This window comes from Brachybacterium sp. SYSU DS0246 (genome assembly GCF_059391765.1).
Map to the genome: position 1 here is coordinate 40,503 of NZ_JBZXYT010000007.1, position 12,764 is coordinate 53,266.

The window sequence follows — 12,764 nt, forward strand, 5'->3', positions numbered from 1 at the left end:
GGGACCGCCCTCTTCCGGCGCTCAGGTTCCTGCGCTCAGCGTGTCGGGGCCCGGCGCGCTCGACCGAGCGCCCGGCGCCCGCGCGCCGCTCAGCTCTCGCGGTGGCTGCGGTAATACCGGATCAGCGAGGCCGTCGAGGAGTCCTCGCTCCCGATCGCCGCGTCGTCCCCCGCCACGGCCGCGCCGAGGTCCTTGGCGAGCTGCTTGCCGAGCTCCACGCCCCACTGGTCGAAGGAGTTGATGCCCCACACGACGCCCTGGACGAACGTGATGTGCTCGTACAGGGCGATCAGCTGGCCCAGCACGGACGGCGTGAGCTTCGGCGCCATGATCGACGTGGTGGGACGGTCGCCGGAGAACTCCCGGGCGGCCACCAGCGGTCCCTCGGTGCCCTCGGCCCGTACCTCCTCGGCGCTCTTGCCGAAGGCCAGCGCCTTGGTCTGGGCGAAGAAGTTGGCCAGGAACAGCTCGTGGACGTCCTGGTCGCCGTCGGCCAGCGCGTGGTTGGGCGTGGCGAAGGCGATGAAATCGGCCGGGACGATGCGGGTTCCCTGATGGATCAGCTGGTAGAAGGCGTGCTGACCGTTGGTGCCGGGCTCGCCCCAGAACACCTCGCCGGTCTCCGTGGCCGCGGTCGAGCCGTCCCAGCGCACGGACTTGCCGTTGGATTCCATGGTCAGCTGCTGGAGGTAGGCCGGGAAGCGGTGCAGGTACTGGGAGTAGGGGAGGACCGCATGGGTCTCCGCCTCCAGGAAGTTCACGTTCCACACGTTGATCAGGCCCATCAGCAGCGGCACGTTCGCCTCGGCCGGCGCGGTGCGGAAGTGCTCGTCCATCGCGTGGAAGCCGGACAGCAGCTCCTCGAACACCTCCGGGCCGAGCACGACGGCCAGCACCGTCCCGATCGCGGAGTCCACGGAGTAGCGGCCCCCCACCCAGTCCCAGAAGCCGAAGGCGTTGTCAGGATCGATCCCGAAGGCCTCGACCTTGTCCAGCGCGGTGGAGACGGCCACGAAGTGCTTGGCCACGGCCTCCTTCTCCTGCTCGGGCGTGAGCGCGGCGTTCTCCCGCAGGCCCGACAGCAGCCACTGACGAACCAGGCGCGCGTTGGTGAGGGTCTCCAGGGTGGTGAAGGTCTTCGACGCGACGATCACCAGGGTGGTCTCGGGGTCGAGGTCCGCGGTGGTGGCGTAGGCGTCGGTCGGGTCGATGTTGGAGATGAAGCGGGCCTCGAGGCCGTCCTGGGCCAGGGGACGCAGCGCTTCGTAGACCATGACCGGTCCCAGGTCGCTGCCGCCGATGCCGATGTTGACCACGGTCCGGATCGGCTTGCCGGTCACGCCGGTCCACTGGCCGGAGCGGACCGCGTTCGCGAAGTCGTAGACCCGGCGCAGGGTGGCCTGGACGTCCCGATCGATCTCCTGGCCGTCCACGACCAGGGCGTCCGGGGTGCCGACGGGCCGACGCAGCGCGGTGTGCAGCACGGCGCGGTCCTCGGTGGTGTTGATGTGCTCGCCGGCGAACATCGCGTCACGGCGCTGCTCGACGCCGACCTCACGGGCCAGCTGCTGGAGCAGTTCCATGGTCTCGGGGGTGATCAGATTCTTGGACAGGTCCACGTGGAGGTCGGCGGCCTCGAGGCTGAAGCGCTCCGCGCGGTCGGGATCGGCGTCGAACCATTCGCGCAGGGAGCCGGTCAGCTCGAGGTCGTGCGCCTCGAGAGCCTCCCAGGCGGCGGTGGAAGTCGGGTCGACGGGGGCGGACGAAGCGGCGTTCGAAGCAGTCATACCGCCATTGAACACCGTCAGCCGGGATCGCCGACACCCCGCGGGAATCGCGTCGAGCGCCCCTGTGCGCATGTGTGCTGTGCGCGCCCTGCCGCGCTCGACTCCGGGCGGACCGCCGCGCTGGACATCTGCGGGGCGGGCGCCGTGCGACAGGGCGAGGTGTCGCGGACGAGACCGAAGCGTTACCGACAGGTGGACTGTCGTTGACAGCCGAGGGTGCACACTGGCTTAAGCGTCGTGTGTGACGAAGCACGATGACCACAACCCGAGTCATCTCCGAGGAGACCCCCATGGCCTTTTCCCGACGATCCCTCATGTTCGGTACCGCAGTCACCGGCGCTGCCGCGGCCCTCGCCGCCTGCTCCGGTGGGGGAGCCGGTGACGGTTCCGGCGACGGCGGAGGATCCGGCGAGCCCGTCCTGGCCAATGGCACCGAGCCCCAGAACCCGCTGATCCCCACCAGTACCAACGAGGTCGGTGGTGGCCGCGTGGTCACGTCGATCTTCTCCGGGCTCGTGTACTACACGGCCGAGGGCAAGGTCGAGAACGAGATGGCCGAGTCCATCGAGTCCGAGGACAACCAGACCTGGACCATCACGCTGAAGGCCGACCAGAAGTTCTCCGACGGCACGCCGCTGACCGCGAAGAACTATGTGGACGCCTGGAACTTCGGGGCGAACGCCACCAACGCTCAGCTGAGCAACTCGTTCTTCGAGCCCATCGAGGGGTACGACGAGGTCTCGGCCGACGACGCCACCGAGGACATGACGATGTCCGGCCTCGAAGTCGTCGACGACACCACGTTCACGGTCAAGCTTGTCTCGCCCCAGTCGGACTTCCCGAGCCGCCTGGGCTACACCGCGTACTCCCCGCTGCCGGAATCCGCCTTCGAGGACATGGAGGCCTTCGGCGAGAAGCCCGTCGGCAACGGGCCCTACATGGTCGACACCTGGACCCACGACTCCGAGATCGTGCTGGTCCCGAACCCCGAGTACGCCGGCGCCCGCCCGGCCCAGAACGCCGGCGTCACCTTCGTGATCTACGCGGACAACGACACGATGTACAACGACCTTCAGTCGGGCGCCGTGGACGTCACCGACCAGATCCCGGACTCCGCGCTGGAGTCCTTCGAGGATGAGCTCGGCGACCGCGCGGTGAACGCCCCCGGAGCGGTGTTCCAGTCGTTCACGATCCCCAATTACGACCCCCAGTTCCAGGGCGAGGTCGGCAAGCTGCGCCGCAAGGCGATCTCCTACGCCATCGACCGTGACTCGATCTGCGAGAACCTGTTCTTCGGCACCCGCACCCCGGCGACCGACTTCGTGGCCCCGGTGATCGACGGCGGCGGCCAGACCGATATCCCCGGCGCCGAGGTCCTCACCTTCGACGAGGCGCAGGCTCAGGAGCTGTGGGCCCAGGCGGAGGAGATGGAGCCCTTCGAAGGCCCCTTCACCCTGTCCTACAACGCCGACGGCCCGCACCAGAGCTGGGTCGAGGCAGTCTGCAACTCGATCTCCAACGTGCTGGGCATCGAGGCGTCCGGGCAGCCGTTCCCGGCCTTCGGCGAGTTCCGCGAGCAGATCACCAACCGCGAGCTCGAGGGATCGTTCCGGTCCGGCTGGCAGGCCGACTACCCGTCGGTCTACAACTTCCTCGGCCCGCTGTACTCGTCCGCCGCAGCCGATGGCGGCGGCAGCAACGACGGCGACTACAAGAACCCCGAGTTCGACGCCCTGCTCGAGGAGGGCCTGGCCGCTCCCGACCAGGATGCCGCGCTGGAGAAGTACAAGGAGGCCCAGGCGATCCTCCTCGAGGACCTGCCGGTGATCCCCCTGTGGTACCAGAACACCTTCGGCGGCTACTCGGACCTGGTCTCGAACGTGGAGTACGGATGGGACACGGTGCCGCTGTACTACGAGATCACCAAGTGATCCTCTGTGACGGATCAGACGTCGTTGCGGTCTGAACCGAACTGATCCGTCACACCCGTCAGCGGGGATCGGGCCGAGCCCGGTTCCCGCTGTCGTGCGCCCGGTACCCTTCGTCCCGGGCTGCCCGCCGGGGCCTGTGCCCCGAATCCGACGTCGAAAGCGAACAACGTGATCTGGTACATCGTGCGGCGATTGCTGCAGATGATCCCCGTGTTCCTCGGTGCCACCCTCATCGTCTATCTGATGGCCTTCGCCTCCGCCGGCGATCCCATCGCGACGATCGCCGGGGACAAACCCATCTCCGCGGCCATCGAGGACCAGCTGAGGCAGCAGTACAACCTCGACAAGCCGGTCCTGATCCAGTGGCTGATCTACCTGGGGAACCTGGTCCAAGGCGACTTCGGCGTCGGCTTCAACGGCCGGCCCATCGCGGATCAGATCGCCGCGGCGTTCCCGGTCACGTTCCGGCTCGCGATCATGGCGGTGGTCATCGAGGCAGTCTTCGGTGTGATCGCCGGCGTGATCTCCGGGCTGAAGAAGGGCACGCTGATCGACACCACGCTGCTGATGGTGTCCCTGCTGCTGATCGCGGTGCCGACCTTCGTCATCGGCTTCGTCGCCCAGTTCGTGCTCGGCGTCCAGCTGGGCGTGGTGCCCGTCAATGTCGGCCGCGACCCGTCCTTCGTGAACCTGCTGGTCCCGGCCACCGTGCTGGGAGCCGTCTCCTTCGCCTACGTGCTGCGCCTGACCCGCACCTCGGTCGCCGAGGTCGCCACGGCCGACCACGTCCGCACCGCGACCGCGAAGGGCCTCTCCCGCGGCGGCGTGATCACCAAGCACATCCTGCGCAACTCGCTCATCCCCGTCGTCACCTTCATCGGTGCCGATCTGGGCGCCCTCATGGGCGGCGCCATCGTCACCGAGCGCATCTTCAACATCAGCGGCATCGGCTCGCTGCTCTTCCGGGCCATCAACGACGGTGAGAGCCCGCTGATCGTCTCGATCGTGACGCTGCTGGTGATCATCTTCCTGCTCGCCAACCTCATCGTGGACCTGCTCTACGCCGTGCTCGACCCGAGGATCCGTTATGCCCAGTGAAGCCCGCGCCATCCGCCCCTCGGCGGAGCACTACGTCGCGCCGCTCGAGGAGACCCCGCTGCAGGCCGTCGACGCCGTCGACACCACCGCGACACCGCGTTCGATGTGGGGCGAGGCCCTGCACAGCCTGATCCGCAACCCGGTCTTCATCATCTCCGCGATCATGATCCTGGGACTGCTGTTCATCGCCGCGTTCCCCGGCGTGTTCACGGATCAGGACCCGACCTACGGCGACCTCTCGCAAGCGCGGGAGGAACCCAGCGGCGAACATCCCTTCGGCACCACGATCCAGGGCTACGACGTGCTCGCACGCACGCTCTACGGGGCCCGCGCCTCGGTGACGGTCGGCTTCTTCACGATGATCCTCTCGACGCTGATCGGCAGCGTGCTGGGCTCGATCGCGGGCTTCGTCGGCGGCATCTTCGACGCGATCCTCTCCCGCGTCACCGACATCTTCTTCGCGGTCCCCCTGATCCTCGGCGCCATCGTGATCGGCAACCGCTTCGACAACATCAACGTGTGGATCGTGGTCCTCGTGCTCGGCATCTTCGGGTGGACCAACATCGCCCGCATCATGCGCGGCTCCGTCATCTCGGTGAAGAACCAGGACTTCGTGACGGCCTCGACGGCACTCGGCGCCTCACGCACGTCGATCCTGCTGAAGCATGTGATCCCCAACGCGATCGCCCCGGTGATCGTCACGGCCACCGTGAACCTCGGCGTGTACATCGTGGCCGAGGCGACCCTGACGTTCCTCGGGGTCGGGCTGCCGCCCTCGGCAGTGTCCTGGGGCGGGGACATCTCCACCGCGCGGGACGCTCTGCGCTCCCAGCCGATGATGCTGTTCTACCCCTCGTTGGCGCTGGCCATCACCGTTCTGAGCTTCATCATGCTCGGTGACGCCGTGCGCGACGCCCTCGACCCGAAGGCGAAGAAGCGATGACCACCACCTCTCCGCAGTCCCAGCCCTTCTCCCAGCCGGAGAATCCGGGAGGGAAGCCGGCCGAGCCCCTGCTCGAGCTCTCCGATCTCGAGATCACGTTCACGACCTCCTCGGGTCCCGTGCAGGGCGTCCGGGCCGCGAATCTCGAGGTCTATCCCGGCGAGACCGTCGCGATCGTGGGCGAGTCCGGATCGGGCAAGTCCACCACCGCGATGAGCATCGCCCGGCTGCTGCCCGAGAACGGTTCGGTCACCGCCGGCTCGATCCGCTTCGCCGGACGGGACATCACCGATGTGCCCATGCGCGAGATCCTCGCCCTGCGCGGCAGCGAGATCGGACTGGTCCCGCAGGATCCGATGAGCAACCTCAACCCCATGTGGAAGGTCGGCTCCCAGATCCAGGAGGCTCTGACCGCGAACAACGTGGTCAAGGGCTCCGCCGCGCACGAGCGGACCATCGAGCTGCTGAAGGAGGCCGGCCTTCCCGATGCGGAGCGCCGCGCCAACCAGTACCCGCACGAGTTCTCGGGCGGCATGAAGCAGCGTGCGCTGATCGCGATGGGCCTGGCCGCGCGCCCGAAGCTGCTCATCGCCGACGAACCCACCAGCGCCCTGGACGTCACCGTCCAGCAGCAGATCCTCGACCATCTCGACTCGCTGACCAAGGAGCTCGGGGTCGCGGTGCTGCTGATCACCCATGACCTCGGCCTCGCCGCCGAGCGCGCCCAGAACCTGGTGGTCATGTACAAGGGCCGCGTCGTCGAGGCCGGTCCGGCGCTGGAGATCCTGCAGAAGCCGCAGCATCCCTACACCAAGCGGCTCATCGCGGCCGCGCCGTCGCTGGCCTCGCGCCGACTGGTCTCCGTCAGCGAGCGCGAGCGCACCTCCGCCGAAGCCCGGCGCCATGCGGCCGAACGGGACGACGCTCCAGGTCAGGGCTCCGCCGACGAGGCGGTGATCCAGGTCGAGCACCTGACCAAGGACTTCCCGATCCGTGGGGCCGTGCCGTGGAGATCCACGCCGTTCCGCGCCGTCGACGACGTCTCCTTCGAGCTCCAGCGCGGCACCACCACGGCGATCGTGGGGGAGTCCGGCTCCGGCAAGTCGACCGTCGCGCAGATGGTCCTGCGGCTGCTGAAGCCCACCTCCGGGCGCGTGCTCTTCGAGGGCAAGGACGTCACGACGCACTCGCGCCGGGAGCTGAAGACGCTGCGCAGCAAGGTGCAGCCGATCTTCCAGAACCCCTACGGCACGCTGGATCCGATGTACTCGATCTATCGCACCATCGAGGAGCCGATGCGGCTGCACGGCATCGGCGATGCCAGGAGCAGGGAGGCCAGGGTGCGCGACCTGCTGGAGAAGGTCTCGCTGCCGGCCTCGATGATGCAGCGCTACCCCAACGAGCTCTCGGGCGGTCAGCGTCAGCGCATCGCGATCGCCCGCGCCCTCGCCCTGGACCCGGAGGTCGTCATCTGCGACGAGGCGGTCTCGGCGCTCGACGTGCTGGTCCAGGCCCAGGTGCTCGACCTGCTCAATGATCTGCAGGCCGAGCTGGGACTGTCCTATCTCTTCATCACCCATGACCTCGCGGTGGTCCGTCAGATCGCGGACCGCACGCTGGTCATGGAGAAGGGCGAGGTCGTCGAGCAGGGGACCACCGACGAGGTCTTCCACGATCCGCAGCAGGACTACACGAAGCGCCTGCTCGCGGCGATCCCCGGCCGGACCATCCCGCTCGCGGGGGCCGAGACGATCGACGTCGACGCGCCCGCGGAGACGACAGCGGACACGGCCGCGGACGACGCGGGGGAGACCGCCGATCCGCGACCGGACGACGTGATCGATCCGTTCTCGCAGTCGGGCCACGTCTGACCCCATGGCGCCCGCGGGATCGCGTTCGCGGTCCCCGGGGGCGCCATGGCGTCGAAACTCTCACTCCCTCGCCCCTGGGACTCGGCGCCCAGGCCGGTAGGATCGCTATGGCCCTGGAGCGGGCCGCACCCTGTGCGGCCGGGCGCTGCTCGGTCCGTGACCCGTCCCGCGACCCGAAACGAGCCTTCACGCATGACTCCCCGCCTCCGCACAGACCTGCGAAACGTCGCCATCGTCGCCCACGTCGACCACGGCAAGACGACCCTCGTCGACGCCATGCTCACCCAGGGTGGCGCCTTCGGCGACCACGACACGCACGACGAGCGGGCCATGGACTCCGGTGAGCTGGAGCGCGAGAAGGGCATCACGATCCTCGCGAAGAACACCGCGATCCGCTACACCGGCCCCTCGGCCGCCGCGGCCGGCGAGCCCGACGGCATCACCATCAACGTCATCGACACCCCCGGCCACGCCGACTTCGGCGGTGAGGTCGAGCGCGGCCTGTCCATGGTCGACGGCGTCGTGCTGCTGGTGGACTCCTCCGAGGGCCCGCTGCCGCAGACCCGTTTTGTGCTGCGCAAGGCGCTCGCGGCGAAGCTGCCCGTGATCCTGGTGGTCAACAAGGTCGACCGTCCCGACGCCCGCATCGACGAGGTCGTGGGAGATTCCACCGACCTCCTGCTGGGCCTGGCCTCGGACCTCGCCGAGGAGATGGACGACATCGACCTCGACGCGGTCCTGGACGTGCCCGTCGTCTACGCCTCCGGCAAGGCCGGTCGCGCCTCGACCACCAAGCCCGCCGATGGTGAGCTGCCCGAGGACACGACCGTCGAGCCGCTGTTCAAGACGATCCTCGAGTCGATCCCCGCCCCCAGCTACGACGACGAGATGCCGCTGCAGGCGCACGTGACCAACCTCGACGCCTCCCCGTTCCTGGGCCGTCTCGCCCTGCTGCGCATCAAGAACGGCGAGCTGACCAAGGGCGCGCAGGTCGCCTGGTGCACCCGCGACCAGACCGTCAAGCAGGTCAAGATCACCGAGCTGCTGGAGACCAAGGGGCTCTCCCGCGAGCCCATGACGCGCACCGCCCGCCCGGGCGACATCGTGGCCGTCGCCGGCATCCCCGACATCATGATCGGTGAGACCCTCGCCGATCTCTCGGATCCGCGCCCGCTGCCGCTGATCACCATCGACGATCCGGCGATCTCGATGACCATCGGCATCAACACGTCCCCGCTGGCCGGCAAGAACGGCAAGGGGCACAAGCTCACCGCCCGCCAGGTCAAGGACCGCCTGGACTCGGAGCTGATCGGCAACGTGTCCCTCAAGGTGCTGCCCACCGAGCGCCCCGACGCCTGGGAGGTCCAGGGCCGCGGCGAGCTTGCGCTGGCGATCCTCGTCGAGCAGATGCGCCGCGAGGGCTTCGAGCTGACCGTGGGCAAGCCCAAGGTGCTGACCCGTGAGATCGACGGCAAGGTCCACGAGCCGGTCGAGCGCATGATCGTCGACGTGCCGGAGGAGTACCTGGGCACCGTCACGCAGCTGATGGCTTCCCGCAAGGGCCGCATGGAGACGATGTCCAACCACGGCTCCGGCTGGGTCCGCATGGAGTTCGTGGTGCCCTCCCGCGGCCTGATCGGCTTCCGCACCCGGTTCCTCACCGAGACCCGCGGCAACGGCATCGCCTCCTCCTTCGCCGAGGGCTTCGAGCCGTGGATGGGGCCGATCGAGTTCCGGGCCACCGGTTCCCTGGTCGCCGACCGCCCCGGCACGGTCACGCCGTTCGCGATGATCAACCTCCAGGAGCGCGGTTCCTTCTTCGTCGAGCCGACCAGCGAGGTCTACGCCGGTCAGGTCGTCGGCGAGAACTCCCGCAACGAGGACATGGACGTGAACATCACCAAGGAGAAGAAGCTGACGAACATGCGTGCAGCCTCCTCCGACTCCTTCGAGAACCTGATCCCGCCGCGCCGGCTGACGCTCGAGGAGTCCCTCGAGTTCGCCGGCGAGGACGAGTGCGTCGAGGTCACCCCGGAGATCGTGCGCATCCGCAAGGTCATCCTCGACGCCAACGAGCGCTCGCGGGCGAGGGCGAAGGCCAAGGCCGGGCGGTGATGCGGTGACGGCGCCGCAGCGCGGGCCGGGGGTCACGGTCGACACGAACTCTCTCGCCGCCCGCCTCACGCAGGCGACGATGGCGATCGTGCTGGCCGTCATCTCCGTGCTGCTGATGGTGACCACCCATCGCGTGCGCCTCGAGATCGGCGGCGTCGACTGGCCGGCCGGCCTGGTCTTCGGCGGCGCATTCCAGGTCGTGGCCTGCGTGTTCCTCTACGCGGCGACCGGATCCCGGCTGCCGGTGGTGGTGCTCGGCTGCCTGTGGGGACTGCTCGCCTCCCCGTTCCTCGGCCGCGGAGCGGGCGGTGGGGTGCTGATGCCCGCGGTGATCGGCGAGCAGACGCAGTACTCGGGATGGATCGTGCAGGGCCTCGGCGTGGCGATCCCGTTCGCCGTGGCGCTGGTGGTCACGCTGCGGCGGCGGCTGTCCGCGCGCTGATCGGGGACAATGATCACCATGAGCTCCGCGCGTCGCCCCGATTGGGCGACCCTCCCCAATGCCGTGACTCTGGTGCGCCTGGTGCTGCTGGTGCCGGTCTGCGTGCTGCTGGCGGGAGGGCCGGACACGGTCGCTGTCGTCCTGCTGCTGCTGTGGGCCTCGACGGACTGGGTCGACGGCGTGCTGGCCCGTGCGCTGAACCAGACCAGCCGCACCGGGGAGATCATCGATCCGATCGCTGATCGGCTGGGGCTCGCGGCGATCGTCCTGACCCTCACCCTCACGGGGCTGCTGCCCTGGCTGGCGCTGGTGGTGATCGTGGTCTCGGACGTCGCGGTCGCCCTGCTGGCGAGCCGGGCGGCCCTCGGCCGCCGGATCTCGGTCTCCGCACTCGGGAAGGTCCGCACGTTCGTGCTGATGGCCGCGGTGCTGCTGCTGGCCGCGGCGGCCGCCTGGGTGCCCGGTCTGCTCCCCGCGGTCCAGGCACTGCTGTGGGCCGGCGTGGCGATGCACGTGGTCGCCAGCGCGGACTACGTCCTCAGGGCGCGTCGGGCGCCGCGCGCCGCACCGGCGGGGGAGGGACCTCCTTCGCCGCGATGACCAGCCGTCGCGGGATCCGCACCTGGCCGCGCTTGGTCATCACCCGCACCTCCGCGTCGTCCGTCGTCAGGACGGTGCCCAGCGCGTCGGTCATCGATTCCCCGTGGGGCGAGGACTCGCGGTCGATCGCGTAGCGCAGCACCACGCGCCTGCCCGTCAGCAGGAAGGGCGCCCAGCCGGCACGCACCCGGTGTCCGTCGCGGATCGTCATCATGCAGTGCTCCTCGTTCGAGCGGTGGTTCGTTCCCCGGCGGTCCCGCTCAGCGCGCTGCCCGGGGCGTCCGGCCGACATCGTCTCAGGATGTCCGGCAGACATCGTGCCAGCACCTCGGCCGGAGACCGTGGCGAGGGTATCGCCGCCGGCCGTGTTCGTCGCGTCACGTCCGGCCCGCAGACTCTCGGTCGGCGGGCCGGTCCCGGCGCGGAATGAGATGATGGGGTCCGTCGCCGAGAGAAGGATGCTGCTCATGACCTATGTCATCGCGCTGCCGTGCGTGGACGTCAAGGACCGCGCGTGTGTGGACGAATGCCCGGTGGACTGCATCTACGAGGGCAACCGGATGCTCTACATCCAGCCCGACGAATGCGTGGACTGCGGAGCCTGCGAACCCGTGTGCCCGGTCGAGGCGATCTTCTACGAGGACGACACCCCGGACCAGTGGGCCGAGTACTACAACGCCAACGTCGACTTCTTCGACGACCTCGGTGCGCCGGGCGGCGCCGCCAAGATGGGCGTGATCGACAAGGACCACCCCCTCATCGAAGCCCTGCCCCCGCAGCCGAACCCGCTGGGCTGATCCGTGGCCGTCTCCGACCCGCAGGCCACCACCCGTCGCGGACTCGCCGGCCGCCTGCCCGCGTTCCCCTGGGACGCGCTGGCCACGGCCAAGAAGCGCGCCGCCGGTCACCCCGGGGGGCTCGTCGACCTCTCCGTGGGAACCCCGGTGGATGCGACGCCGGCCTCGGTGCAGCAGGCCCTGATTGAGGCCGCGAACCGTCCCGGCTACCCCACGACCGTCGGCACCCCCGCCCTGCGCGAGGCCCTGGTGGACTTCGTGGGCCGCCACCGCGCGGCCCCTGCCCACCTCGGCACGGATGGCGTGTTGCCGACCGTCGGCTCCAAGGAGCTGGTCGCGCACCTGCCCTTCCAGCTCGGGCTCGGCCCGGAGGACGCCGTGGCGTTCCCGCACATCGCCTACCCCACCTACGACATGGGCGCCCGGTTCATCGGCGCCGAGTCGATCGCCGTGGACATGGCGGCCCTGGCAGCGCACGGGGACGCGGCGCTGCCCGATCCGTCGGCCGCCTCCCGCATCCGCCTGCTGTGGCTGAACTCCCCGTCGAACCCGACCGGGGACGTGCTCGATGCCGCGCAGATGGCGGCGATTGTGGCGTGGGCGCGCGAGCGCGGGATCATCGTCGCCTCCGACGAGTGCTATGCCCTGCTGCCGTGGACGGTGGACGAGGTGCCCTCCGTGCTGGACCCGCGCATCAGCGGCGGCGTCCTGGACGGCGTGCTCTGCGTGTACTCGCTGTCCAAGCAGTCCAATCTCGCCGGGTACCGCGCAGCCTTCGTCGCCGGCGACCCGCAGCTGGTCGGAGAGCTGGTGGCCGTGCGCAAGCAGGCCGGCATGATGCTCCCCGGGCCGATGCAGGACGCCATGACCGTCGCCCTCGGCGACGACGCTGCCGCCGCCGCCCAGCGTGAGATCTACCGCGGCCGCCGCGACGTCCTGGAGCCGGCCCTGCGCGCCGCCGGGGGAGAGATCCGCGGCTCGCAGGCGGGACTGTACCTGTGGACGACCTTCGCCGAGCCGGCGATGAACACCGTCGACCGGCTCGCGGACGCCGGTGTCCTGGTCGCTCCGGGGATGTTCTATGGTGAGGGGGGCGATGTCTTCGTCCGTGTCGCTCTGACCGCGACCGACGAGCGGATCACCACCGCCGCCAGGCGCCTCGAGCGCCTCTGATACCTGC

The 12,764-nt window shown here is 69.2% G+C and carries 11 protein-coding genes; 9 read left to right on the forward strand and 2 right to left on the reverse strand.

Annotation, left to right across the window (positions count from 1 at the left end):
- Positions 1-89: 89 nt before the first annotated feature.
- Positions 90-1,787, reverse strand: a complete 1,698-nt coding sequence (gene pgi / locus AC5020_RS04950; RefSeq protein WP_464987444.1) for a glucose-6-phosphate isomerase — start codon at positions 1,785-1,787, stop codon at positions 90-92.
- Between the two features lie 290 nt (positions 1,788-2,077).
- Here pgi and AC5020_RS04955 point away from each other — a divergent pair, with 290 nt between their 5' ends.
- The 7 genes from AC5020_RS04955 (at position 2,078) to AC5020_RS04985 (ending at position 10,787) form a co-directional block, all read left to right on the forward strand.
- On the forward strand, positions 2,078-3,718 hold the full coding sequence (locus AC5020_RS04955; RefSeq protein ID WP_377019269.1) for a peptide ABC transporter substrate-binding protein: 1,641 nt from the start codon (positions 2,078-2,080) through the stop codon (positions 3,716-3,718).
- Positions 3,719-3,886: 168 nt separating this feature from the next.
- Positions 3,887-4,816, forward strand: coding sequence for an ABC transporter permease (locus tag AC5020_RS04960; protein ID WP_377019043.1), 930 nt, complete (start codon positions 3,887-3,889; stop codon positions 4,814-4,816).
- Complete coding sequence (locus AC5020_RS04965; RefSeq protein WP_377019044.1) at positions 4,806-5,759, forward strand: ABC transporter permease; 954 nt, start codon at positions 4,806-4,808, stop codon at positions 5,757-5,759. Before AC5020_RS04960 ends, AC5020_RS04965 begins: the two co-directional genes overlap by 11 nt.
- A complete protein-coding gene (locus AC5020_RS04970) occupies positions 5,756-7,630 on the forward strand; it encodes an ABC transporter ATP-binding protein (RefSeq protein WP_377794369.1) in 1,875 nt (624 codons plus the stop codon). The genes AC5020_RS04965 and AC5020_RS04970 overlap by 4 nt, the downstream gene beginning before the upstream one ends.
- A 192-nt stretch (positions 7,631-7,822) precedes the next feature.
- Complete coding sequence (typA, locus tag AC5020_RS04975) at positions 7,823-9,745, forward strand: translational GTPase TypA (protein WP_377019046.1); 1,923 nt, start codon at positions 7,823-7,825, stop codon at positions 9,743-9,745.
- Between the two features lie 4 nt (positions 9,746-9,749).
- Positions 9,750-10,187 (forward strand): hypothetical protein, encoded by a 438-nt coding sequence (locus AC5020_RS04980; protein ID WP_377794367.1) that lies wholly within the window; start codon positions 9,750-9,752, stop codon positions 10,185-10,187.
- Between the two features lie 18 nt (positions 10,188-10,205).
- The gene (locus AC5020_RS04985) at positions 10,206-10,787 is read left to right on the forward strand and encodes a CDP-alcohol phosphatidyltransferase family protein (RefSeq protein ID WP_377019048.1); all 582 of its coding nucleotides are present in this window, start codon (positions 10,206-10,208) and stop codon (positions 10,785-10,787) included.
- Here AC5020_RS04985 and AC5020_RS04990 read toward each other — a convergent pair.
- Positions 10,726-11,001: a putative acetyltransferase gene (locus AC5020_RS04990; RefSeq protein ID WP_377803291.1), complete on the reverse strand. Its 276-nt coding sequence runs from the start codon at positions 10,999-11,001 to the stop codon at positions 10,726-10,728. The two genes, AC5020_RS04985 and AC5020_RS04990, sit on opposite strands and share 62 nt — an antisense overlap.
- Before the next feature lie 253 nt (positions 11,002-11,254).
- Here AC5020_RS04990 and fdxA point away from each other — a divergent pair, with 253 nt between their 5' ends.
- Both fdxA and dapC read left to right on the forward strand, forming a co-directional pair.
- Complete coding sequence (gene fdxA, locus AC5020_RS04995) at positions 11,255-11,584, forward strand: ferredoxin (RefSeq protein ID WP_377019050.1); 330 nt, start codon at positions 11,255-11,257, stop codon at positions 11,582-11,584.
- 3 nt (positions 11,585-11,587) lie between these two features.
- Positions 11,588-12,757, forward strand: a complete 1,170-nt coding sequence (dapC, locus tag AC5020_RS05000) for a succinyldiaminopimelate transaminase (protein ID WP_464987446.1) — start codon at positions 11,588-11,590, stop codon at positions 12,755-12,757.
- Positions 12,758-12,764: the final 7 nt, after the last annotated feature.